23 protein-coding genes and 1 tRNA gene are annotated in these 21,426 nt (G+C 69.5%); 6 read left to right on the plus strand and 18 right to left on the minus strand.

The window, feature by feature from the left end:
- Positions 1 to 49: 49 nt before the first annotated feature.
- From ABGA98_RS04140 to ABGA98_RS04180, 9 genes are all read right to left on the minus strand, one after another.
- The gene (locus tag ABGA98_RS04140; protein WP_347616797.1) at positions 50 to 1,051 is read right to left on the minus strand and encodes an ABC transporter ATP-binding protein; all 1,002 of its coding nucleotides are present in this window, start codon (positions 1,049 to 1,051) and stop codon (positions 50 to 52) included.
- A gap of 302 nt (positions 1,052 to 1,353) precedes the next feature.
- Entirely contained in the window at positions 1,354 to 1,749 is a 396-nt protein-coding gene (gene rplL, locus ABGA98_RS04145; protein ID WP_347616798.1) for a 50S ribosomal protein L7/L12, read from the minus strand.
- Between the two features lie 69 nt (positions 1,750 to 1,818).
- The gene (rplJ, locus tag ABGA98_RS04150) at positions 1,819 to 2,343 is read right to left on the minus strand and encodes a 50S ribosomal protein L10 (RefSeq protein WP_347616799.1); all 525 of its coding nucleotides are present in this window, start codon (positions 2,341 to 2,343) and stop codon (positions 1,819 to 1,821) included.
- Between the two features lie 239 nt (positions 2,344 to 2,582).
- Positions 2,583 to 3,401, minus strand: a complete 819-nt coding sequence (locus ABGA98_RS04155) for an LppX_LprAFG lipoprotein (protein ID WP_347616800.1) — start codon at positions 3,399 to 3,401, stop codon at positions 2,583 to 2,585.
- Positions 3,402 to 3,674: 273 nt separating this feature from the next.
- A complete protein-coding gene (gene rplA / locus ABGA98_RS04160; protein WP_347616801.1) occupies positions 3,675 to 4,394 on the minus strand; it encodes a 50S ribosomal protein L1 in 720 nt (239 codons plus the stop codon).
- Positions 4,395 to 4,455: 61 nt separating this feature from the next.
- Complete coding sequence (gene rplK, locus ABGA98_RS04165; protein WP_132335276.1) at positions 4,456 to 4,887, minus strand: 50S ribosomal protein L11; 432 nt, start codon at positions 4,885 to 4,887, stop codon at positions 4,456 to 4,458.
- A 120-nt stretch (positions 4,888 to 5,007) separates the two neighbouring features.
- Positions 5,008 to 5,775, minus strand: coding sequence for a transcription termination/antitermination protein NusG (gene nusG / locus ABGA98_RS04170; RefSeq protein ID WP_347616802.1), 768 nt, complete (start codon positions 5,773 to 5,775; stop codon positions 5,008 to 5,010).
- 81 nt (positions 5,776 to 5,856) lie between these two features.
- Positions 5,857 to 6,102: a preprotein translocase subunit SecE gene (gene secE, locus ABGA98_RS04175; protein ID WP_347616803.1), complete on the minus strand. Its 246-nt coding sequence runs from the start codon at positions 6,100 to 6,102 to the stop codon at positions 5,857 to 5,859.
- A gap of 78 nt (positions 6,103 to 6,180) precedes the next feature.
- Positions 6,181 to 6,253 (minus strand) — tRNA-Trp (locus tag ABGA98_RS04180).
- 178 nt (positions 6,254 to 6,431) lie between these two features.
- Here ABGA98_RS04180 and ABGA98_RS04185 point away from each other — a divergent pair.
- The gene (locus ABGA98_RS04185) at positions 6,432 to 7,640 is read left to right on the plus strand and encodes a pyridoxal phosphate-dependent aminotransferase (protein ID WP_347616804.1); all 1,209 of its coding nucleotides are present in this window, start codon (positions 6,432 to 6,434) and stop codon (positions 7,638 to 7,640) included.
- Positions 7,641 to 7,649: 9 nt separating this feature from the next.
- Here the strand turns inward: ABGA98_RS04185 and ABGA98_RS04190 are convergent, their stop codons facing one another.
- Both ABGA98_RS04190 and ABGA98_RS04195 read right to left on the minus strand, forming a co-directional pair.
- Positions 7,650 to 8,216: a hypothetical protein gene (locus ABGA98_RS04190; protein WP_347616805.1), complete on the minus strand. Its 567-nt coding sequence runs from the start codon at positions 8,214 to 8,216 to the stop codon at positions 7,650 to 7,652.
- 30 nt (positions 8,217 to 8,246) lie between these two features.
- Complete coding sequence (locus tag ABGA98_RS04195) at positions 8,247 to 8,936, minus strand: hypothetical protein (RefSeq protein ID WP_347616806.1); 690 nt, start codon at positions 8,934 to 8,936, stop codon at positions 8,247 to 8,249.
- 92 nt (positions 8,937 to 9,028) lie between these two features.
- Here ABGA98_RS04195 and ABGA98_RS04200 point away from each other — a divergent pair, with 92 nt between their 5' ends.
- Positions 9,029 to 10,054 (plus strand): adenosine deaminase, encoded by a 1,026-nt coding sequence (locus ABGA98_RS04200; RefSeq protein WP_347616807.1) that lies wholly within the window; start codon positions 9,029 to 9,031, stop codon positions 10,052 to 10,054.
- Here the strand turns inward: ABGA98_RS04200 and ABGA98_RS04205 are convergent.
- The gene (locus ABGA98_RS04205; protein ID WP_347616808.1) at positions 10,043 to 11,017 is read right to left on the minus strand and encodes a hypothetical protein; all 975 of its coding nucleotides are present in this window, start codon (positions 11,015 to 11,017) and stop codon (positions 10,043 to 10,045) included. The two genes, ABGA98_RS04200 and ABGA98_RS04205, sit on opposite strands and share 12 nt — an antisense overlap.
- A complete protein-coding gene (locus tag ABGA98_RS04210) occupies positions 11,004 to 11,543 on the minus strand; it encodes an RNA polymerase sigma factor (protein ID WP_347616809.1) in 540 nt (179 codons plus the stop codon). The genes ABGA98_RS04205 and ABGA98_RS04210 overlap by 14 nt, the downstream gene beginning before the upstream one ends.
- A gap of 124 nt (positions 11,544 to 11,667) precedes the next feature.
- On the opposite strand from ABGA98_RS04210, the gene ABGA98_RS04215 reads away from it, so the two are divergent.
- Positions 11,668 to 12,411 (plus strand): methyltransferase domain-containing protein, encoded by a 744-nt coding sequence (locus tag ABGA98_RS04215; RefSeq protein ID WP_132637921.1) that lies wholly within the window; start codon positions 11,668 to 11,670, stop codon positions 12,409 to 12,411.
- Between the two features lie 37 nt (positions 12,412 to 12,448).
- Here the strand turns inward: ABGA98_RS04215 and ABGA98_RS04220 are convergent, their stop codons facing one another.
- The 4 genes from ABGA98_RS04220 to ABGA98_RS04235 all read right to left on the minus strand — a co-directional run bounded on the left by ABGA98_RS04220 (position 12,449) and on the right by ABGA98_RS04235 (position 17,626).
- Positions 12,449 to 13,336 carry a carbohydrate ABC transporter permease gene (locus ABGA98_RS04220; protein ID WP_347616810.1) on the minus strand — a complete coding sequence of 296 codons (888 nt, stop codon included), beginning with the start codon at positions 13,334 to 13,336 and terminating at the stop codon, positions 12,449 to 12,451.
- A complete protein-coding gene (locus ABGA98_RS04225; RefSeq protein WP_347616811.1) occupies positions 13,336 to 14,220 on the minus strand; it encodes a sugar ABC transporter permease in 885 nt (294 codons plus the stop codon). The genes ABGA98_RS04220 and ABGA98_RS04225 overlap by 1 nt, the downstream gene beginning before the upstream one ends.
- 93 nt (positions 14,221 to 14,313) lie before the next feature.
- On the minus strand, positions 14,314 to 15,546 hold the full coding sequence (locus ABGA98_RS04230; protein WP_347617703.1) for an extracellular solute-binding protein: 1,233 nt from the start codon (positions 15,544 to 15,546) through the stop codon (positions 14,314 to 14,316).
- Between the two features lie 208 nt (positions 15,547 to 15,754).
- Complete coding sequence (locus tag ABGA98_RS04235) at positions 15,755 to 17,626, minus strand: acyl-CoA dehydrogenase family protein (protein WP_347616812.1); 1,872 nt, start codon at positions 17,624 to 17,626, stop codon at positions 15,755 to 15,757.
- 169 nt (positions 17,627 to 17,795) lie between these two features.
- Here ABGA98_RS04235 and ABGA98_RS04240 point away from each other — a divergent pair, with 169 nt between their 5' ends.
- Complete coding sequence (locus ABGA98_RS04240) at positions 17,796 to 18,884, plus strand: sensor histidine kinase (protein ID WP_347616813.1); 1,089 nt, start codon at positions 17,796 to 17,798, stop codon at positions 18,882 to 18,884.
- On the plus strand, positions 18,881 to 19,567 hold the full coding sequence (locus ABGA98_RS04245) for a response regulator transcription factor (protein ID WP_347616814.1): 687 nt from the start codon (positions 18,881 to 18,883) through the stop codon (positions 19,565 to 19,567). Before ABGA98_RS04240 ends, ABGA98_RS04245 begins: the two co-directional genes overlap by 4 nt.
- On the opposite strand, the gene ABGA98_RS04250 is transcribed toward ABGA98_RS04245, so the two are convergent.
- Complete coding sequence (locus tag ABGA98_RS04250; protein ID WP_347616815.1) at positions 19,524 to 20,741, minus strand: amino acid permease; 1,218 nt, start codon at positions 20,739 to 20,741, stop codon at positions 19,524 to 19,526. The genes ABGA98_RS04245 and ABGA98_RS04250 overlap by 44 nt on opposite strands.
- Positions 20,742 to 20,846: 105 nt before the next feature.
- Here ABGA98_RS04250 and ABGA98_RS04255 point away from each other — a divergent pair, with 105 nt between their 5' ends.
- Positions 20,847 to 21,308 carry an Lrp/AsnC family transcriptional regulator gene (locus tag ABGA98_RS04255; protein WP_347616816.1) on the plus strand — a complete coding sequence of 154 codons (462 nt, stop codon included), beginning with the start codon at positions 20,847 to 20,849 and terminating at the stop codon, positions 21,306 to 21,308.
- Positions 21,309 to 21,426: the final 118 nt, after the last annotated feature.

Consider the following 21,426-nt stretch of genomic DNA (forward strand, 5'->3'; position numbering starts at 1 on the left):
CATCGGCGACGCACGACGCCTGTCGAGTGGCGACCTGGCCGCCTGTGCGCTATCTGGCGCCGTGGAGGTGGGAGTTGACCAGGCGCGGATACTCCTCCAGCCAGTTGCGGCCGCGCTCGTCCACGAACGAGCCCTGCGGCGGAATCACGCCGTTGGCCGCCAGCCACGTGCCGGGCGGCCGCTGGCTGTGGCGGATCGAGTTGTCGCTCGGCATGAGCTGCGGCGGGATCGGGGGCAGCGCACCGGGGTCGTGCCCCAGCAGCGCCTCGGCCTCCAGCTCCGAGACGTCCTTCTCCTCGGACATGCCGATCGGCCCGTGCTTCCTGGCGTTGAGGAACTGGCGCACCACCGGCTCGTCGCTCGACAACAACATCTCGCGCGGGCCGAACATGACCAGCTCGCGCCTGAAGAGCAGGCCGATGTTGTCGGGGACCGTGCGGGCGGTGTTGATGTCGTGGGTGACGATCAGGAACGTCGCCTCGATCTCGGCGTTGAGGTCGACGATGAGCTGGTTGAGGTAGGCGGTGCGCACGGGGTCGAGGCCGGAGTCGGGTTCGTCGAACAGGATGATCTCAGGGTCCAGCACCAGCGCCCTGGCCAGCCCCGCCCGCTTGCGCATGCCGCCGGAGATCTCCCCCGGCAGCTTCGACTCGGCGCCGAGCAAGCCGACGAGCTCCATCTTCTCCATCACGACCGCGCGGATCTGGCTCTCGGACTTCCTCGTGTGCTCGCGCAGCGGGAAGGCGATGTTGTCGTAGAGGCTGAGCGAGCCGAACAGGGCGCCGTCCTGGAACAGCACGCCGAACAGCCTGCGCAGCTCGTAGAGCCTGCCCTCGTCGCAACGGGCCAGGTCGTAGCCGTCGATCCAGATGTGGCCGCGGTCGGGCCTGAGCAGGCCGACGAGGGACTTGAGGAAGACCGACTTGCCGGTGCCCGAGGGGCCGAGCAGCACGGAGATCTCGCCGGGCGGGAGGGTGAGGGAGACGTCCTCCCAGATGACCTGCCGACCGAACGACTTGGTCAACCCGTCGACCACGACTTCGACGCCCACTGGCCACCTCGGCATTCCGGGGGATGTGGCCCCACGGTAACGGCGATCCGCTCGATGTGAACCCGATCCGGCAACTTGTTACGGGCCGGTTATGAGACGTCTGGTCCAGTAAGCGTGCGCAGGCTGGGACGGAGCAGCCGGGCGATCTCCTCCGGCGGCACCCCGCGCAGTTCGTCGAGCTCGAGCAGCTGGTTGCGCGGGTCCGGTCGGCGGGGGCACCCCCGGAAACGCGAAAAGAGGCGGACGCACCCGGCACCAGGGTGCAGCCGCCTCTTTCCGAAGAGCGAGCGTGAAGGGGGAAGTTACTTCACGGTGACGGTGGCGCCGGCGCCCTCGAGGGCAGCCTTGGCCTTCTCCGCCTGCTCCTTGTTGACCTTGCCGTCGAACACGGGCTTGGGAGCGCCGTCGACCAGGTCCTTAGCCTCCTTGAGGCCCAGGGACGTGAGGGCGCGGATCTCCTTGATGACCTGGATCTTCTTGTCACCGGCGGCCTCGAGGACGACGTCGAACTCGTCCTGCTCCTCGACAGCGGGGGCCTCGGCGCCGGCGCCACCGCCGGCGGGGGCGGTGGCGACCGCGACGGGCGCGGCGGCCTTGACGTCGAAGACCTCTTCGAACTGCTTCACGAACTCGGACAGCTCGAGGAGGGTCATCTCCTTGAACGCGTCGAGCAGCTCGTCGGTGCTGAGCTTCGCCATGATGGTTTCCTTACGTTAGGACGTGCTGAGAACTAGGAACGGGACCGCGGAGTTGCGGCAACCCCCGTGTTACTCGCCGGCCTCTTCGCGCTTCGCGCGCAGGGCGTCGGCCAGCTGGGCCATGTTGGTCGGCAGCGCGGCGAACATCGCGGCAGCAGCGCTCTGCTTCGCCTTCATGGCGCCGGCCAGCTTCGCGAGGAGGACCTCGCGGGACTCGAGGTCGGCAAGCTTGGTGATCTCGGTGGCGTCAAGCGTCTTGCCGTCAAGGACGCCGCCCTTGATCACCAGAAGGGGATTGGCCTTGGCGAAGTCACGCAGACCCTTGGCCGCCTCGACAACGTCGCCGTTGACGAAGGCGATCGCGGTCGGGCCGGCGAGCAGGCTGTCGAGGCCCGCGAGACCGGCCTCGTTGGCCGCGATCTTGGTCAGGGTGTTCTTCGCCACGGCGAACTTCGCATTCTCACCGAGAGAGGTGCGCAGCTCCTTGAGCTGGGCGACGGTGAGACCGCGGTACTCGGTCAGAACGGCGGCAGCGCTGCCCTCGAACTCGTTCTTGAGCTCGGCAACCGCTGTCGCCTTATCCGCCCTCGCCATGGGCCTCCTTCCAGATGTGCCACCGGCGAAGGCCCTTCGACATGAGAACAGCCCCGAGCGCAGGGCGCACGGGGCTCACGCACACGGATCACACCATGTGGGAAACTCGCATCACACCTGCGCGGGCCGTCCACATGATGTGGATCCTTCGGTCGCCAGGCTTTGAGGCACCTGACGACGACCGGCGGTCTTCGGCAACGACCAGACTACGTGCTGGCCGCCGAGTTTCCAAATCGTTCTCAGCTGGTCTTGCCCTTGGGCAGCTCACCCACCTGGTCCGCGGGCGGCGCCTCGATGGCGACCGGCTCGTTGAACCCCTTGAAGAACAGGGTGGCGTCGAGCGTGCCGCCCTCCTTCGAGCCGTTCAGGGTCAGCTTGCGCGGCAGGCCGTCGGCGGCCACCCAGATGTCGAACTTGACGTCCTTCAGTTCCGCCAGCCCCTTCCTGGCGTGCTCCTGCTTGTCGGCGGGAAGTTGCTGGACGGCCGCGTCGACCGGGAAGGTGCCGCTGTAGTGGGTGGTGTCCTCGCCGTTGACGCTCTCGTTGCCGACCGACTTCACGTCCTGCGAGGCCGTGATGAGCTTGGTCATGTTGCCCAGGTCGAACTGCTGGATCTGGGTGAGCACCTGGTTGACCTGGTTGGAGTCGCCCATCCCGCTGAGCGGGACCTTGATCCACGGCTTGGTGGCGCCCACGAGGTCGTTGAGCGCCTCGACCTTGATGTAGACGGTGTCGCCCTGGAGCACGGCGCGCGCGCCGCCCGGCAGGCTCCTGCCTCCCATGTCGGCGGTGTCCAGGGTGAGGTCGACGGCGAGCTGGGGCTTGCTCTGGTAGAGCATGCGGCCCTGTGCCTTGCCGGTCCCCTCCTGGGGATGCGTCACGTTGACGACGGCGTCGACGGTGTAGCTGGTCACCTCCGCGGTCTTCTGCGCGGCCTGCGAGAGGACCTCCGAGGCGGCCAGGTTGACCTGGAGGGGCTGGGCGTTCGATCCACAACCGGCGACCGCTGCCACGACGAGCGCGGCGCCGGCCGCGGAGAGACTTATGCGCTTCAGCATGTTTTGACCTTACGTTTAAGTTCCGCCGCCGTGGCGCCTTCCCCGGACAAATAAGGGAAAACCCAGGGTTAACCCTCACAGTCCCCACACATCTCCTCCACAAGTGGTGCCCCGCCGCCCGGCACTCCACGCCTCGACGGGTGCCGCCCCGAACCCGACGGTGCACCTCCCCCGCGCACGAGCCTCGGAGCTCCGGGAAGGTTCGCGACGGCGGCAACAACGAAAGAGCCCCGCCCTGAACACGGGCGAGGCTCTTCGAGGGAGTGCGGAAGGTCAGGCCTCCAGGTCGGCGGTGAGGCCGCGGGTGACGTTGGGGTCGACGGGAACGCCGGGGCCCATCGTCGTGGAGAAGGTGACCTTCTTCAGGTAGCGGCCCTTGGCCGCCGACGGCTTGAGACGCATCACCTCGTCAAGGGCGGCGGCGTAGTTTTCGACGAGCTGGCGCTCGTCGAACGACGTCTTGCCGATGACGAAGTGCAGGTTGGCCTGCCGGTCGGTGCGGAACTCGATCTTGCCGCCCTTGATCTCCGTGACGGCCTTGGCGACGTCGGGCGTCACGGTGCCGGTCTTGGGGTTGGGCATGAGGCCACGCGGACCGAGCACACGGCCCAGACGGCCGACCTTGCCCATCAGGTCGGGCGTGGCCACGACGGCGTCGAACTCGTTGAGCCGGTTGCCCTTGGAGATCTCGTCGATCAGCTCGTCGGCGCCGACGATGTCGGCGCCCGCCTCGCGGGCTGCCTCGGCACGGTCACCGGTCGCGAAGACCAGGACCCGGGCGGTCTTACCGGTGCCGTGCGGGAGGTTGACCGTGCCGCGCACGATCTGGTCGGCCTTACGAGGGTCGACGCCCAGCCGCAGTGCGACCTCGACGGTGCCGTCGAACTTGGTGGGCGACGTCTCCTTGGCCAGCTTCGCGGCGTCGGCGGGCGAGTAGAGCTTGTCGCTGTCGACCTTGGCGGCCGCGTCTTTGTACGCCTTGCTGCGCTTCATGTCTTGTGACTCCTGAGTGGTCTGCGGGCCCGCTGGGCCCTCCCACGAACGGGAAAGGGTGTCAGTCGGCGATCGTGATGCCCATCGACCGGGCGGTGCCGGCGATGATCTTCTCGGCCGCCTCGACGTCGTTGGCGTTGAGGTCGGGCATCTTGGTCTCGGCGATGCTGCGCAGCTGCTCGCGGCTCAGCTTGCCGACCTTGTCACGGTGCGGGACCGCGCTGCCCTTGTCGAGACCGAGAGCCTTCTTGATCAGCTCGGGCGCCGGCGGCGTCTTCGTGATGAAGGAGAAGCTGCGGTCTTCGAAAATGGTGATCTCAACGGGGATGATGTTGCCCCGCTGGGCCTCGGTGGCAGCGTTGTACTGCTTGACGAAGTCCATGATGTTGACGCCGTGGGGGCCGAGGGCGGTGCCCACGGGCGGCGCCGGGGTGGCCTGACCGGCCGGCAGCTGCACCTTGACCAGTGCGGCGATTTTCTTCTTCGGAGGCATGTGTCCTTCTCCGGGTCCTGATTGCGATGCTTGCCGGACTGCGGATGCAGCCCTGACATGTCGGAAGGCCACCCCTCGCGACAGGGCGGCCAGCCGAACGTCTAAGTGTAGGTGATCGTCCTAGATCTTCGAGACCTGGTTGAACGAGAGCTCGACGGGAGTCTCGCGGCCGAAGATAGAGACGAGCACCTTGAGCTTCTGCGACTCGGGGCTGATCTCGCTCACCGAGGCGGGCAGCGTGGCGAAGGGGCCGTCCATGACCGTGACCGACTCGCCGATCTCGAACTCGACGGTCGGGCCCGTGGTCGTCTTGGCCGCGGCCTTCTTGCTCTCCTCGGTCGGCTCCGGCGCCAGCAACTTGGCGACCTCGTCGAGGCTGAGCGGGCTGGGCTTGTTGGACAGGCCCACGAAACCGGTCACACCGGGCGTGTTACGGACGGCGGCCCAGGACTCGTCGGTCAGCTCCATGCGCACCAGCACGTAGCCGGGCAGCACGCGCTCCTTGACCGGCACCTTCTTGCCGCTCTTGAACTCCTGGACGGTGTGCGTCGGCACCTCGACCTGGTAGATGTAGTCCTCCATGTTGAGCGAGACGTTGCGGCTCTCGATGTTGGACTTCACGCGGTTCTCGTAGCCGGCGTAGGAGTGGATGACGTACCACTCGCCGGGCAGGCCGCGCAGGGAGCTCTTGAACTCCTCGACCGGATCGACGTCAGGAAGAAGAGCAGCATCGTCCTCGACGGCGGAAGCCTCGGCATCGGCCGCCTCGTCGCTCTCCGCGACCTCGGCCTCGGAGACGACCGACTCGGCGGCCTCCTCGGCAGCCTCTTCCAGCTCGTCGCCCCACTCGCCGCGGGGCTCCTCGGCCGGAACTGAAGACTCGGACACGGTGACTCTTCCTCTTTCGTCTTGTCGTTTGCTCTCGTATCGAATGGCGACTCCGTCAGACGACACCGGCCGGGGTCTCGATCAGGCTCCGCCGAAGATCCGCAGAACCAGCCATCCAAGGCCGCTGTCGAGCCCGTAAACGATCGCAACCATGATCAGAACGAATATCAGAACGACCGTCGTATAGGTGACGAGATCCCTGCGTGTCGGCCAGATGACCTTACGGAGCTCGTTGACGACCTGCCGATAGAAAAGGGCAGGTGAAGTGCGTGTCTTCTTTTCGCCACCCGGCTTGCCTGCGGTCTCGCCGCGCGTGTCGATCGCCACAGTCCTCACCTGAATCAGTCGTATCCAACGCAGTTTTGCGGCGCGCTTACACGCCCATTATTGCGCGGACCGCACTCGCAGGGCACGAGGGACTCGAACCCCCAACCGCCGGTTTTGGAGACCGGTGCGCTACCAATTGCGCCAGTGCCCTATGTCATCGACCAGACTACCCTGATCGACTCACTGCCTGGACCGAACCGCTCGCCGACATGCGGCGGAAGGACCACGCGAAAGCATACGGGGGAATGCCTGCCACGTCGAACCAAATCCTGATGGCCCAGGTCACGCGGGCGTGTGGCCCGCGAAGTGCCCCGTGGGAGCATGGACGCATGTCCACTCGATCCCGCATCTCAGCGAGAATTTCCGCGATCTCCGAGTCGGCCACGCTGGCCGTCGACGCCAAGGCCAAGGCCATGAAGGCGGCCGGACGCCCCGTCATCGGCTTCGGTGCGGGCGAGCCCGATTTCCCGACGCCCGGCTACATCGTCGAGGCGGCGATCGAGGCGGCCCGCGACCCGCGCTTCCACAAGTACACGCCGGCCGGCGGCCTGCCCGAGCTCAAGCAGGCCATCGCCGACAAGACGCTGCGCGACTCCGGCTACCAGGCCGAGGCGTCGCAGGTGCTGGTCACCAACGGCGGCAAGCAGGCCGTCTATCAGGCGTTCGCGACGCTGCTCGACCCCGGTGACGAGGTCCTCGTCGTGGCCCCCTACTGGACGACCTACCCCGAGGCGATCAAGCTGGCCGGGGGCACACAGGTCAGCGTCGTGACCGACGAGTCCACCGGCTACCTCGCGAGCGTCGAGCAGCTCGAGGCGGCGCGCACCGAGCGGACGAAGGCACTGCTGTTCGTCTCGCCGTCCAACCCGACGGGCGCCGTCCACTCGCGCGAGGAGACGGTGGCGATCGGCCGCTGGGCCGCCGAGCACGGGCTGTGGGTCGTCACCGACGAGATCTATGAGCACCTCGTGTACGGCGGCGCCGAGTTCACCAGCATCGCCACGGCCGTCCCCGAGCTGGGCGACCGGGTCGTGATCCTCAACGGCGTGGCCAAGACGTACGCGATGACCGGCTGGCGCGTGGGCTGGCTGATCGGCCCGTCCGACGTGGTCAAGGCGGCGACCAACCTGCAGTCCCACGCCACCTCCAACGTCTCCAACGTCGCCCAGATGGCCGCGCTGGCCGCGGTTTCGGGAGATCTGTCCGCGGTGACGGAGATGCGCGCGGCGTTCGACCGGCGCCGCCAGACGATGGTTCGGATGCTCAACGAGATCCCGGGCGTGTTGTGCCCGGAACCAAAGGGGGCGTTCTACGCGTACCCCTCTGTAAAGGAGCTGCTCGGCAAGGAGTTGCGCGGCCACAGGCCCGCGTCGTCCGGCGAGCTGGCCGAGCTGATCCTGGAGGAGGCCGAGGTCGCGGTGGTGCCCGGCGAGGCGTTCGGCACCCCCGGCTATTTCCGGCTGTCCTACGCGCTGGGCGACGACGACCTCGTCGAGGGCGTCAGCCGGCTGGGCAAGCTGCTGGCCGAGGCCCGCTGAGGCCACCGTTCACTGGGCCACGCTCTGCGCGATCTCGGAGGCGAGGGGCCTGATCTCGGCGGCGAGGCCGGGTGTCGCGCCGATGTAGACGGCGGTGCCCGGCCGCTCCAGCCACATGAAGTTGCGCAGGCCGTTGCGCGTGGTCCAGTGCAGCGCCGGCCTGCCCCAGTACGCGCTCAGCGTCGACCTGGGCACCAGCGTCACGAACTGCTCGGCGGTGCGCACGCCGCACACCACGCCGGCATACAGGCGCTCGTCGTCCCGCAGCCAGGTCAGACCCCTGACCTTGGTCCGGCGCCGGAGTGATTCGAGGCGGTTGAACGAGCCCGCCCGTGCCAGGCCGGCGGGCGAGGCGGGAATGTGCACCTCGGTCGAGCCGCAGGCCAGCGCGACGGTCCGGCGCTGGGTGTCCGGTTCGGGGTGCGGCGACGCCGAGAGCGCCGGCCGGCTGCCCGTCTCGGTGCCGGTGTCCGTCGGCGGCGCCTGGCCGGCGAGGGCGTCGCAGGCGGCCAGCCCCGGCATGAGCCCGCACATGAGGAGCACGGCTGCCGTACGCCGCATTGACGAACCCCCCATGACGTGAGTGCATATGCCGGGCAAAGGCTCTTAGTCTCCTACAGGAGCCCTGACCGAGGTCGCAATTGTGACCAGTTCACCGGCAAGAGAGTCGCTGACCCTGACCCACGCGCCGGTGCCCGCCCGTTCCAGCCAGGCGATCATCCGGCCGCCCTCCGGGTGCTCGCCCACCACGGCGGGCCTCCCCCGTACGGTGATGGGGCGGGCGTTCAGCACGGCGACCCGCTCGCGGTAGCGCGCCCAGCCGGCCGCCACGGAGCCCTGCTCCACCCGGGCCTCGACGACGTCGCCGCCCGCGCTCCACCTGGCCCAGCGGCCCTCGACGCCCGGCTCCGGCCCGATCGCTCCGCCGCCGGAGCGCGCCAGCCCCGCGGGCAGGTAGGTGAGCCAGAGGTCGTCGGAGATCACCGCGAGCGCGGGCGCCACGGCACGCCTGGCAGGAACGGCCGCCGCCGCCGCGGCCCGGTCCTCCGCCGCGGGCGCAGGCGTGCGGCCCTCCACCGCGGTCGCGGGCGGCCTGTCCCCCGCCGCGGTCGCGGGCGGGCGGTCGTCGGCTGGGGACGGTGCGGGAACGGGCTGCGGGGTCTCCACGGCGGCCCGCGGGGGACGGCCGAACCCTGAGGAGAAGAGACCGTAGATGATGAGGGCCGTCGCCGCGAACGCCAGCGCCGCCAGCGCCGTGCGCCATCCCTGCCTGCCGGCCCGCGCCTCGGGGATCATTCCTCGATGATCCCCCGTGGGGTCTCCCCCGTACCGCGTGTTCCCGCAGACTCCTGCCGCGATCTTTTCGGCCCTGGTGGCAAAATATGCGGATGCCAAGGCCCCTGCACGCGCTTCCCAAGGCCCATCTCCACCTGCACTTCACCGGCTCGATGCGCCACTCGACGCTGATCGAGCTGGCCAGGGAGCAGGGCCTGCACCTGCCCGACGCGCTGGAGCAGGACTGGCCGCCGAAGCTGCGGGCCACCGACGAGCGCGGGTGGTTCAGGTTCCAGCGGCTGTACGACATCGCGCGGTCCGTGCTCACCCGGCCGGAGCACGTCTACCGGCTGCTGGCCGAGACCGCCGAGGACGAGGTCGCCGCCGGGTCGCGGTGGCTGGAGATCCAGGTCGACCCGTCGGGTTACGCGCCGCGGTTCGGCGGGCTGACGGCCACGCTCGAGCTGATGCTCGACGCGGCGGACCGGGCTGCCGAGCACGCCGGGATCGGGATCGCCGTGATCGTGGCGGCCAACAGGATCCGGCATCCGCTCGACGCGAACACGCTGGCCAGGCTCGCCACCCGGTACGCCGGCAAGGTGGTCGGGTTCGGGCTGTCCAACGACGAGCGGCGGGGGGCGGCGCGCGACTTCGAGCGCGCGTTCAGGATCGCCAAGCGCGGCGGGCTGCTGGCCGTGCCGCACGGCGGCGAGCTGATGGGGCCGCGCAGCGTGGCCCAGTGCGTCGACGACCTGGGGGCCGACCGCGTCGGCCACGGGGTGCGGGCGGCCGACGACGAGCGGCTGATGCAGCGGCTGGCCGACCGGCAGATCTGCTGCGAGATCTGCCCCTCGTCCAACGTGGGGCTCGGGGTGGCCGAGCGGGACGCGGACGTGCCGTTGCGCCGGCTGTTCGACGCGGGGGTGCCCATCGCCCTGGGAGCCGACGACCCGTTGCTGTTCGGCACGCGGCTGCTGCGCCAGTACGAACTGGCCAGGGAGGTGCACGGCTTCAGCGACGCCGAGGTGGCCGAGCTGGCGCGGCAGTCCGTACGGTCGTCGACGGCTCCTGAGGCGGTGCGCAAGGAGCTGCTGCAGGGCGTGGACGAGTGGCTGACGAGCTCGCCCTCACCCGAGTGACGTGGCGACGGCGACCGCCTCGTCCACGTCGCCGGCGCCTTCGAGCCGGTAGTTGAGCGTTCCCTGCTGCCAGACGAGAGTGGAGGCCGCCTGGCGCAGGGGCACGTGGGTGCCGTCCTGGCGCCTGATGTAGCCGAGCGGGTGCTCCCCGGGCAGCCACCAGGCGCTGTACGTGCCCACCATGACGTGGTCGGGCCACGGCGGGCCGAGCTGCTTGTAGAAGTACGGCCCCACCGTGCCGCTGAACTGGTCGAGCCGCACACCGCCCGGCCAGAACATCGACACCACCCTGCCGTGGTCGGCGACCGTGACGCGCCGCGGTTCCCCGAGCCTGGCCGGAATCCTGACCGCGAAGTCCACCAGCTCGGGGAGGTCGGCGAGGGACACCGTCCGCTCGGCGGGCAGGGACGTCCGGGTGGTGACCGGCTCGGGCGGGGTGCCGCCGATCTCCACCTCGACCCCGGCGAAGCGCAGGATCGTCGCCACGGCGGCGCGGCCTTGGGGGGTGGCGGCGGTGACGGCGAGGACGGCCACGACGGCGGCGGCCACGACCTTCCACCGCGCCCGCCTTCTCCCCACCGTCCGCCGTCCACGTCCCGCCGTCCCCCGCCGACCGCCATCCCGCCGGCCCGCCATCTCACGAGGGCTCGCGTCGCCTCCGGAGGCTCCCGGGTCGGACGTCCCGCCATGGGACACCTCTCCCTCGGGCTTGTCCCTCTCGGGCGGTGCGGGGGCGTCGGTCGCGGAACCTGGGGTCCCCATTGCGGGTGTCCCGGGGCCGGAGAGCTCATCGACGGGTCGGTCCAGGGCGGGCGGGTTCAGAGTGGGTGGTTCGGCGGCGGGTTCGAGGCGGGCGCGTACGGCGGCGGCGACGTCGGAGGGAGGCGGGCCGGGGACGTCGATGAGGTCGCCGAGCGCCAGCAGTTCGGCCTCGAGGTCGTCGTACGGCTCAGGCGAGTTCATCGCCCACCCCCTTCCTCAGCCGGGCCAGCCCGCGGTGGGTGCTGGACTTGACGGTGCCGACGGGCCAGCCGAGCACCTGCGCGGTCTCCGCCTCGGTCAGCTGTAAGAAATACCGGCAGACGACGGCCTGGCGTTCCCGTTCCGGGAGGTCGCGTACCGCCGCGAGGAGCCGCGTGCGCCGGTCGGCGGCGACGGCGGCGCCCTCGGGGTCGTCGGGCGCCGCCGTGTCGGCGGTCGCCCCGAGCCGGAGCGCCAGCTCTCCCCTGCGCCCTCGCGACCGGGTCAGGGTGTGCGTCTCGTTGGCGACGATGCGCAGCAGCCACGGGCGGAACGGCGCGTCCCTGCGGAAACTCGCCAGGTGCCGGTACGCCTTGACGAACGCCTCCTGCACGACGTCCTGCGCTTCGTCGCCCGCGCCCAGCATGACGGCGGTACGGTGGGCGAGCGCGCTGTAGCGCGTGACCAGCGCTTCGTAGGCGGCCAGGTCACCGGTGAGCGAGCGCGCGATCGCCTCGTCGTCGTCCATGGCGGCTCAGATTCCATCGCATCCGGGCGGCGCGCGGAAGGGTGTTTCGCTGTTCAGGTGAACGTGGCCGTTGATCGGGGCATTAGACTCGGGCAATCCATCAGCCCCTAGAAGGAACGGGATTATGTCTTCTGGGTATGACCGTGTAGTACAACCGGCGGCCGGTGACGAGGCCCTGGAGAACCACCTGGGTGGGGACGAGGCCAAGAACTATCGGCAGTACGAGTTCGACATGGTCGCCCCGCATGTCGGGCGCTCGATGCTGGAGATCGGCTCCGGGCTCGGCCACTTCGCCGAGCAGTTCCTGCCGCGGCTCGACCGGCTCGTCGTGAGCGACTTCGACCCCTACTGCGTCGAGCAGCTGGAGAAGCGTTTCGCGGGCCGTGACGAGATCGATGTCCTGCAGTTCGGGCTGCCCACCGACATCCCGCTGGAGAACAAGGTCGACACCGTCGTCATGATGAACGTCCTCGAGCACATCGAGGACGACGCCGAGGCGCTGCGCTCGCTGGCCCGCGTGACGCTGCCCGGCGGGCGGATCATCATCTGGGTGCCCGGCTACATGCAGCTTTATGGTGACTTCGACCGCAAGGTGGGTCACGTCCAGCGTTACACGCCCAAGACGCTGGGCACCGCGGTCGCCAAGGCCGGGCTCGACGTCGAGGTGCTCAAGCCGATCAACTTCCTGGGCGGCATCGCCTGGTGGGCGGCCGTGCGCCGGGGCGGCGTCGGCTATCCCGACCCGCGCCTGGTCAAGGTCTACGACCGCACGGTGGTCCCGCTGACCCGCTTCATCGAGCGTTTCGTCCGCCCGCCGTTCGGCCAGACGGTGTTCTGCGTCGCGCGGGTGCCCAAGCCCAAGCAGTGAAGGTGAGCCCGGCCGCGCGTGGCGGCCGGGCCGCGCGTCACTTGATGGACCCGGCGGTCAGCCCGCCGACCACCTTCCGTTCGATCAGCGCGAAGAGGATGATCACGGGGATGGTGGCGATCACGGAGCCGGCGAACAGGTTCTGCCAGTCGACCTGATACTGGCCGATGAACGAGTTGAGCGCCACGGTCAGCGGCTGGTTCTCCGGGGTCGTGGTGAGGGTCAGCGCGACCACGAACTCGTTCCACGCGGCGATGAACGTGAAGATCAGCGCTGTGATGACGCCCGGCAGGGCCAGCGGCAGGGTGATCCTGAACAACGCGCCGAACCGCCCGTTGCCGTCGATGAACGCCGCCTCCTCCAGCTCGCGCGGGATCGAGGCGAAGTACGCGTTCAGGATCCACACCGCGAACGCCAGGTTGAAGCCGCCGTTGACGAGGATCAGCGACCAGATCGAGTCGACCAGCCCGAACTGGAAGAACTCACGGTAGATGCCGACCAGCATGGCGGTGGGCTGGAACATCTGGGTGATCAGCACGAGGATCAGGAACGCCGTACGCCCCCTGAACCTGTGCCGGGCCGAATAGTAGGCCGCGGGCAGCGCCACCAGCAGCACGAGCACCGTCGAGCCGGCGGCCACCTTCAGCGTCACCCACAGGTTGCCGGCCAGGCCGCTGGTCCAGAAGTTGGCGAGGTTGGACCACACCCACTCCTCGGGCCAGAACGACACCTCGCGCAGCGAGTCCTGGGAGCGCAGCGAGGTGAGCAGCATCACCACGTACGGGAACAGGAACAGGAACGAGATGACGTACGCGGCGGCCGCGACGATCACGGTCTTCAGCCTCGGCATGCGGCGCGGCGCTCCGTGATCGGGCCGGACGTGGGAGCGGGCACTGGTCCGCGGCGGCATGGTGTTGACGGCCATCACGTGACCTCCTTGTTCCAGCGGGAGACCTTGAGGAAGATCACGGTCAGCACGATCACCATGCCGAAGTTGACCACGGACATGGCCGCGGATTCGCCGATGTCAGAGCTTTTGAGGATGAACATGAAGATCGTGGAGGTGGCCGTCGAATAGCCGGGTTGCCCGTGGGTCATGGCCCAGATGATCGGGAAGCTGTTGAAGACGTTCATGACGTTGATCAGGGCCGCCACGGTGAGCGCGGGGCGCAGCAGCGGCAGCGTGATCGACCAGTACGTCCGCAGCCGGCCCGCGCCGTCCATCCTGGCCGCCTCGTAGACGTCGGACGGGATCGTCGCCAGGCCGGCCAGCAGCGCGTACGTGGTGAACGGCACCGACACGAACACCGCGACGAACACCAGCCACGGCATGGCTGAGGAGGCGTCGCCGAGCTGGTCGGCCGCCGCTCCGCCCATCGCGTCGATCAGCCCGAGCTTCACGCGGATCTGGTTGATCACGCCGACCTCGGGGTCGAGCATCCACTTGAAGATGATCGCCGTCATCAGCACCGACGCGGCCCAGGGCGCGATCAGCGCCCAGCGGGCTATCTTCCGCAGCGGGAAGTGCTGGTTGAACAGCTGGGCCAGGGCCAGCGAGATCAGCACGGTGAGCACGACGACCGCGACCACCCAGACCACGCTGCGGACCATGATGTCGGCGAAGTCCTTCTCACCGACCAGTTTCTCGTAGTTCGCGAGGCCGTTGCCGCCCTGGACGATGCCGAACCGGCTGATCTTGAGGAACGACGACCTGATCATCTCGATCACGGGCCAGAGCACGACCAGCGCGATGAGCAGCACGGCGGGCCCGACCCACGCGAGGGGCTCCAGGGCGCGCAACCTTCTCATGATCCAACCTTCCCCGCGGAGGGCTTCGCCCCCCGCGTACCCCCCAGCACAAGCGCGGAAGAGGCTCTTTTCTGCGCGAAGCGTGGCTTCGCGCTAGCCCGCCGCCTCGGCCGTCTTCTGGAGCTCGCCGAGGACCTTGGCCGGGTCGTCCTTGACGGCCCCGCCGATGGTCTGCTTGATCGCCGGGTTCACCACGGCCCACTTGGGGTCCTGGAACGGGTAGAAGCTGGCGTTCGGCAGCGCGTCGAGGAACGGCTTGAGCTTCTCGTCGCCCGACAGCTTCTCGATGCCGCCGTTGGTGACGGGCAGCAGTTTGTACGTCTCGGAGATCTTCTGGGCGGCGTTGCCGGTGTAGAAGAAGTCGAAGAACTTCTTGATCTCGGCGGCGTGGCCGTTCTTGTTGAACGCCATGATCCAGTCCATGACGCCGAGCGTGGTGTCGAGCGGACCGGTCCTGCCGGGGATCGGCACGACGCCGTAGTTCTTCAGCCCGGCGGCGTCGAAGATCGGGATGGACATGGGGCCGCCGTTGACCATGCCGACCTTGCCGGCCCCGAAGTCCTCCCAGACCGTCTTGCGGTCCTTGGTGCCCGGGTTGGGGGTGGTCAGGCCGGCTTCGACCAGGCCCTTCATGTAGGTGAAGGTCTCGACGTTCTGCGGCGAGTCGATGACCCACTTGCCGGAGGCGTCGGTGTAGCCGCCGCCGTTGCCGAGCATCCACAGGAACGACTCGGCCTGGGCCTCCTCCTGGCCGAGCGGCAAGCCGAACGGCTGGGTGACGCCGGCCTCCTTGAGCTTGCCCGCGGCGGCCTTGAGCTCGTCCCACGTCTTCGGCGGCTCCTCGATGCCGGCCTTGTCGAAGAGGTCCTTGTTGTAGAAGAGGGCGCGGGCGGAGGAGACGAACGGGATGCCGTACTGCGTCCCGTCGACCTTGCCGAACTCGGCGAACTTCTGCAGCATGTCGCCGGAGACGTTCGGCGAGAGCACCTCGTCGACCTTGTGGAGCAGGCCCTCCTTGACGAAGCCGGAATAGTCGCCGGTCTGCAGGATGTCGGGCACCTGACCGTTCTGGATCATGGTGGCGACCTGCTTGTCGATCTGGTTCCAGTTGATGACCTGGACGTCGACCTTGATGGTGGGGTTGGCGGCCTCGAACTCGTCGACGACGCCCTTCCAGAACGTCTCGCCCGAGTTGGGCTTGCCGGGGCCGTCGCCGTAGTCGGCGGCGACCATCTTCAGCGTGACCCCCGACTCCTGGGCGCCGCCGCAACTGGTCAGGACCAGTACCGTGGCGAGGCCGAGAGCGGCGCCGCCCGCAAGCTTCATCTTCACTGGAGATACCGCCTTCTCGTCGGACGGGTGACGCTGGTCCGTACCAGCCAACGGATCCCGCCCAGGGTTGGGGGGCGCGCGAGCCACAGCTCTACGCGTTCGCGTCACTGTAAGCCTGAGATCGGCAACCGGTCTATACCGGGTCGTATCAGTTCGGCAACACCCGGACCGGAGAAAGCTCTCATCCGGTCTAGACCGGATGTCAGAGGATTCTTCTCCGCACGTTCTCCCCACCCTCCGGCGCGCCGATCCACGGCCCCTCGATGGACGGGTCGAGCACGCCCTCCTCCAGGAAGTCGTAGCGGCCGTCGAGCACGTATCCGGCCAGCCGCACGTCCTGGTGGTCGCTGTTGTCCCAGAGCCGGTCGAACAGCGCCTCGACGCGGCGCCGCGCCTGGTGGCAGAAGGTGCCGGCGAGCTCGTACGGGCGCTGCCCCAGGTCCTTGGAGTCCTCTTCCGCCTTGACGCAGGCGGCCGTCATGGCGAACAGCTCGGCCCCGATGTCCACGATCCGGCCGAGGAAGGCCTGCTTGTGCTCCAGCCCGCCCTGCCAGCGGGACATGCCGTAGAAGGTGGACCGGGCCAGTTTCCTGCTGGTCCGCTCCACGAAGCGCAGATGCGCGGAGAGCGGGCCGAAGCCGGCGTACGCGGTGGGCAGGTTGCCGCTGCCGGCCACCAGCGTCGGCAACCACGTGGCGTAGAAACGGCCGGCGCGGCGCAGGGCCTGGGCACGTTCCTGGCGGGAGGCGTCAGGGTTGATCAGCTCGCCGGCGGCCGACAGGTGGGCGTCCACCGCCTCCCGCGTGATCATCAGGTGCATGATCTCCGACGAGCCCTCGAAGATGCGGTTGATCCGGGAGTCGCGCAACATCTGCTCGGCGGGCACGCCGCGCTCGCCACGGGCGGCCAGCGACTCGGCGGTCTCGTAGCCGCGCCCGCCCCTCATCTGCACCAGCTCGTCGAGCGCCTGGTACGACAGCTCGGAGGCGAACAGCTTGGCCAGCGCCGCCTCGATCCTGATGTCGTTGCGCTGGTCGTCGGCCATGCGGCTGGTGAGCTCGCAGACGGCTTCGAGCGCGTACGCGGTGGCCGCGATGAAGGCGATCTTCGTGGCCACCGCCTCGTGCCTGCCGACCTTGCGCCCCCACTGCACGCGCTCGTTGCCCCACTCGCGGGCGATCTTGACGGCCCACTTGGTGTTGCCCGCGCACGTCGCGGGCAACGACAGCCGGCCGGTGTTCAACGTGGTGAGGGCGATCTTGAGGCCCTGGCCCTCCTTGCCGATCAGGTTCTTCGCCGGGACCCTGACCTGGGAGAGCTCGGTGACGCCGTTCTCGATGCCGCGCAGGCCCATGAAGCCGTTGCGCCGCCGGACCGTGATGCCGGGCGAGTCGGCCTCGACCACGAACGCGCTGATCTTCTTGCCGGTCCTCGCCATGACCACGAGGAGGTCGGCGACGACGCCGTTCGTCGTCCACAACTTGACGCCGTCGAGCACGTAGTCGTCGCCGTCGCGCACGGCCGTGGTCGACAGGCGGGCCGGGTCGGAGCCGACGTCGGGCTCGGTCAGCAGGAACGCCGAGATCTCGCCTCTCGCGCACCTCGGCAGGAACTCGCGCTTCTGCTCCTCGGTGCCGAACAGCTTGAGCGGCTGCGGCACCCCGATCGACTGGTGCGCCGACAGCAGCGTGGCCAGCGCGGGGCAGTACGAGCCGACGAGCATGAGCGTGCGGCAGTAGTACAGGTATGGCAGCCCGAGCCCGCCGTACTCCTTGCCGATCGTCATCCCGAACGCGCCGAGCTGCGCCAGCCCTTTGACCACCTCGTCGGGCACCTGCGCGGTCCGCTCGATGAGCGCGGGGTCGACCTCCGTGTCCAGGAAGCGGCGCATGGCCCGGACGAACTCCTCCCCCCGCCTGACCGCGTCGCCGGGCAGCGAGGGCACCGGATGCACCAGGTCCAGCCGGAAGTCTCCGAGGAAGAGCTGCTTGGCGAAGCTGGGCCGCGTCCACTCCGTCTCGCGCGCCTGCTCGCCGACCTCTCTGGACTCCGCGTACTTGGCGTGCTCGGTCATGGAACCTCCCGGCGTTCGGCCGTCCTGTGGTAGGAGTACTGCCCGGCTCGCCGGCGTCTATCGCGCCTTTCACGACGAACGCGCCCATGGCCGGCGGAACACCGCCAGGTAGATCAGCAGCACGATCACCAGGATCGCCGCCCCGCCATCGGTGACCGCCGTCGGCAGGATGCCCGCCGGGCTCGTCGCGGGCAGCCTGGCCGTGGCCAGGACCGGCGAGCAGCGTGCGCTCGACGTGCTGGGCTGCGCGCTGCTGCTGGCCGCCGCGCTGCCCCTGGCCTGGCGGCGGGCGCGTCCGGTCACCGCGGCCGTGGCCTCGGCGGCGGCCTGCGTGGCCTACTACGCGCTGCTCTATCCGGGCATCTTCGCCGCCGCGCCCGTGCTGCTGGCCGTCTACACCGTGGTCGCGCTCGGCCGCCTGCCGGAGGGCGTGGTCGTGGCGGTGGCCTTCGACGCGGCTCTCTACCTCGCGGTCGCGGTGCCGCACGGCGCCTACGCGGTGTTCGACGGCGTGTGGTGGACCGCCGGGTTCCTGGCCGCGGTCGTCGTGATCGGGCAGATGGTGGCGACCCACCGGGCCTACCTGCGCGAGGTCGAGCTCCGAGCGGCCGAGGCGGAGCGGACCCGCGAGGAGGCGGCGCTGCGCAGGGCCGGCGAGGAACGGTTGTGGATCGCGCAGGAACTGCACGACACGCTCACGCACACCATCTCCGTCATCAACGTCCAGGCCGGCGCCGCCGCGCACCTGCTCGCCCAGGGCGACCCCGCGCCGGCGGGCGACGCGCTGGCGGCTATCAGGGCGTCGAGCCAGGACGCCATGAGGGAGCTGCGCGCCACGCTGGGGGTGCTGCGCCGGGTCGACGACCAGGGTGATCTCGGGCCGGCCCGTTTGCCGGCGCTGGTCGAACGGGCGCGCCGGGCCGGGCTGCCGGTCACGTACGAGGTGCTGGGCGAGCCCAGGCCGCTGGCCGCCGGGGCCGACCTGGCCGCGTACCGCATCGTGCAGGAGGCACTCACCAACGTGCTCAAGCACGCGGGCACGCCCGCCACCAGCGTGATCGCCGAATATGGCCGCGACACGGTCACGCTCCGGGTGACGGACGACGGGGAGCCGGTGGACGGGAGGCCGGGGCACGGGATGGGGCTGATCGGCATGCGGGAACGCGCGGTGGCGGCAGGAGGCTCCCTGTCGGCGGGCCCCAGGTCGGGCGGCGGGTTCCGGGTCGAGGCCGAGCTGCCGCTGGCGGGTCCGGCATGATCCGCGTGCTGCTCGCCGACGACCAGCCGCTGATCAGGGGCGGGTTCAAGGCGATGCTCGACGCCGAGCCCGACATCACGGTGGTCGCCGAGGCCGGTGACGGGGCGCGGGCGGTCGAGCTGGCCCGTGCGGCGCTGCCCGACGTGGCGCTGATCGACATCAGGATGCCGCTGCTCGACGGCATCGCGGCCACCCGGCGGATCGCCGCCGACCACGCGCTCGCGGCCGTTCACGTGGTGATGCTCACCAACTACGCGCTCGACGAGTACGTCTTCGCGGCGCTGCGCGCGGGAGCCGGCGGCTTCCTGGTCAAGGACATCGAGCCCGCCGAGCTCATCCAGGCCGTCAGGGTGGCCGCCAGGGGCGACGCGCTGCTCGCTCCGGCCGTGACGCGCGGGCTGATCGAGCAGTTCGTCGCCACGCCGCCGCGACCGGTCGCACCGCCCGAACTGGACGCGCTCACCGCCCGGGAGCGCGAGATCATGACGCTGGTCGCCGCCGGTCTGTCCAACGAGGAGATCGCCGAACACCTGACGATCAGCCACCTCACCGCCAAGACCCACGTCAGCAGGGCCATGACGAAACTCGGCGCCCGCGACCGCGCCCAGCTCGTCGTGTACGCGTACGAGTCGGGCCTGGTCACCCCCGGGCGGCGGGCAGGCGGCGGCGGGCGCTCAGCCTGAGCATCCCCAGCGCCACCAGGGCCAGCACGGCGGGCACCACGAGATGCACGCCGCAGAACGCCAGTGCCACGAGCGACATCCCGGTTCCTGCCACCGCCGTGCTCCTGTGCCGGCCCGCCGGCAACACGCGCACCGCCGCCGCCACGCCCGCCGCCGTCACCGCGGCCAGGCACGCCGAGGTCGCCCGCATCAGCAGGTCGAGATCGACCGCCCAGATCAGCACGGGCAGGCTCAGCACGGCCAGCAACCCCATGCTGCGGTACGGCGTCCCGCCCGGCGCCCCGCCCCTGGCGAACCAGCCCGGCAGAGCCCCGTCCCTGGCCAGGGCGGCGCCGAGCCGCGAAGCCCCGGCGATGTAGGTGTTGATCGCGCCGAACGTCAGCAACACCGCCACAACCCCCGTGATCGGCCGCGCGACGGCGCCGATGCCCGTTTCCAGCAGGGCGGTGAGCGGCACGCCCGGCATGTCCGCGCCGAGCACGCCCACCGAGACGGTCGAAACGCCCAAGTACAGCGAAGTAATCGCGACAAGGGCCACGACCGTGGCCCTGACCAGGCCCCTCCTGCTGTCGGCGAACTCGGCCGACAGGTGGCTGGCCGCCTCCCAGCCGACGAAGGCGAACATGAGCACACCCACCGCACCGGCGACGCCCGCCAGGCCGTACGGGGCGAAGGGGGCGAAGTTGGCCGGATCGATGTGCGGGGCGGCCGCGATGACGGCGGTGGCCAGCAACGCCACCAACAGGGCGACGAGACCGATCTGCAGCCCGCCCGACGTACGCAGTCCCGCGGCGTTGGCGCCGAAGGCGGCCACCAGGATCAGGCAGGCGACCAGGACGCCATGCACGCCCACGGTGGCCTCGACGTACCGGCCGCCGACCAATGCGCCCGCGACGATCCCGAGCGGGACGGCGCCGTAGAACCACCATCCGGCGACGGCCGAGGCGTGCCGGCCGAACGCGAGCCCCACGAAGCTCGCCACGCCTCCGGCGTCGGGGTAGCGCACGCCGAGGGCGGCGAAGGTCAGCGCCACGGGCACGCTCAGCGCGAGTAGCCAGGCCCAGGCCAGCACGGAGGCGGGTCCGGCGGCCGAGGCGGCGAGGTGGGGCAGCACCAGCATGCCGGGCCCGAGCACCGCTCCCACCAGCAGCGCCGTACCCTGCCCTAGCCCCATGCGACCAGACGTTCGTTTTGTCATGCCGCTGAACGTAGTACGTTCATTCGGCATCATTGACACCGTGGCAAACGAATGACCGGAATGCTGTGCAAGTATCGGTGCATGGACGAACTTGATTCGGCGATCGTACGGATGCTCCAAACGGATGCGCGGCAGTCCAACAGAGAGCTCGCGCGCAAGCTCGGCGTCGCGCCCTCGACCTGCCTGGAGAGAGTCAGGGCGCTCACCCGTCGGGGCGTCATCCGCGGCTACCACGCCGACATCGATCCGGCGGCCCTCAACCGCGGTGTGCAGGCCATGGTGGCGGTGCAGGTGCGGCCGTTGAGCAGGGCGGTGATCAACGCGTTCAAGTCGTCGGCCGCCGATATGCCGGAGGTGCTCAGCGTGTTCGTGCTGGCCGGGGGCGATGACTTCCTGCTGCACGTGGCCGTGCAGGATCTCGACCATCTGCACGCGTTCCTGCTGGACAGACTGAGCAAGCGCAAGGAGATCGTCGGGTTCCGCACGTCGGTGGTGTACCAGCAGGTGCAGAAGACCATCCCGACGCCGCTGCCTCCACCGTAAACCCACCCTAATTCTGGAGAATGCCCGTTTTATATGGATATGCGTTTCCTTATCCCCCTCTCGGGCACGGGGGGACCGTCCGGCCACGTACCGGTCACCCCGAGAGGACAAAGGAGCG

The sequence above is a fragment of the Nonomuraea sp. B1E8 genome, from assembly GCF_039871515.1.
Taxonomy (GTDB): Bacteria; Actinomycetota; Actinomycetes; order Streptosporangiales; family Streptosporangiaceae; genus Nonomuraea.

Coding starts and splice junctions, on each gene's coding strand:
- rplL (WP_347616798.1), bottom strand. CDS start 1,749: ATGGCGAAGCTCAGCACCGACGAGCTGCTCGACGCGTTCAAGGAGATG.
- rplJ (WP_347616799.1), bottom strand. CDS start 2,343: ATGGCGAGGGCGGATAAGGCGACAGCGGTTGCCGAGCTCAAGAACGAG.
- ABGA98_RS04155 (WP_347616800.1), bottom strand. CDS start 3,401: ATGCTGAAGCGCATAAGTCTCTCCGCGGCCGGCGCCGCGCTCGTCGTG.
- rplA (WP_347616801.1), bottom strand. CDS start 4,394: ATGAAGCGCAGCAAGGCGTACAAAGACGCGGCCGCCAAGGTCGACAGC.
- rplK (WP_132335276.1), bottom strand. CDS start 4,887: ATGCCTCCGAAGAAGAAAATCGCCGCACTGGTCAAGGTGCAGCTGCCG.
- ABGA98_RS04185 (WP_347616804.1), top strand. CDS start 6,432: ATGTCCACTCGATCCCGCATCTCAGCGAGAATTTCCGCGATCTCCGAG.
- ABGA98_RS04190 (WP_347616805.1), bottom strand. CDS start 8,216: ATGGGGGGTTCGTCAATGCGGCGTACGGCAGCCGTGCTCCTCATGTGC.
- ABGA98_RS04195 (WP_347616806.1), bottom strand. CDS start 8,936: ATGATCCCCGAGGCGCGGGCCGGCAGGCAGGGATGGCGCACGGCGCTG.
- ABGA98_RS04200 (WP_347616807.1), top strand. CDS start 9,029: ATGCCAAGGCCCCTGCACGCGCTTCCCAAGGCCCATCTCCACCTGCAC.
- ABGA98_RS04205 (WP_347616808.1), bottom strand. CDS start 11,017: ATGAACTCGCCTGAGCCGTACGACGACCTCGAGGCCGAACTGCTGGCG.
- ABGA98_RS04210 (WP_347616809.1), bottom strand. CDS start 11,543: ATGGACGACGACGAGGCGATCGCGCGCTCGCTCACCGGTGACCTGGCC.
- ABGA98_RS04215 (WP_132637921.1), top strand. CDS start 11,668: ATGTCTTCTGGGTATGACCGTGTAGTACAACCGGCGGCCGGTGACGAG.
- ABGA98_RS04220 (WP_347616810.1), bottom strand. CDS start 13,336: ATGGCCGTCAACACCATGCCGCCGCGGACCAGTGCCCGCTCCCACGTC.
- ABGA98_RS04225 (WP_347616811.1), bottom strand. CDS start 14,220: ATGAGAAGGTTGCGCGCCCTGGAGCCCCTCGCGTGGGTCGGGCCCGCC.
- ABGA98_RS04230 (WP_347617703.1), bottom strand. CDS start 15,546: ATGAAGCTTGCGGGCGGCGCCGCTCTCGGCCTCGCCACGGTACTGGTC.
- ABGA98_RS04235 (WP_347616812.1), bottom strand. CDS start 17,626: ATGACCGAGCACGCCAAGTACGCGGAGTCCAGAGAGGTCGGCGAGCAG.
- ABGA98_RS04240 (WP_347616813.1), top strand. CDS start 17,796: ATGCCCGCCGGGCTCGTCGCGGGCAGCCTGGCCGTGGCCAGGACCGGC.
- ABGA98_RS04245 (WP_347616814.1), top strand. CDS start 18,881: ATGATCCGCGTGCTGCTCGCCGACGACCAGCCGCTGATCAGGGGCGGG.
- ABGA98_RS04250 (WP_347616815.1), bottom strand. CDS start 20,741: ATGGGGCTAGGGCAGGGTACGGCGCTGCTGGTGGGAGCGGTGCTCGGG.
- ABGA98_RS04255 (WP_347616816.1), top strand. CDS start 20,847: ATGGACGAACTTGATTCGGCGATCGTACGGATGCTCCAAACGGATGCG.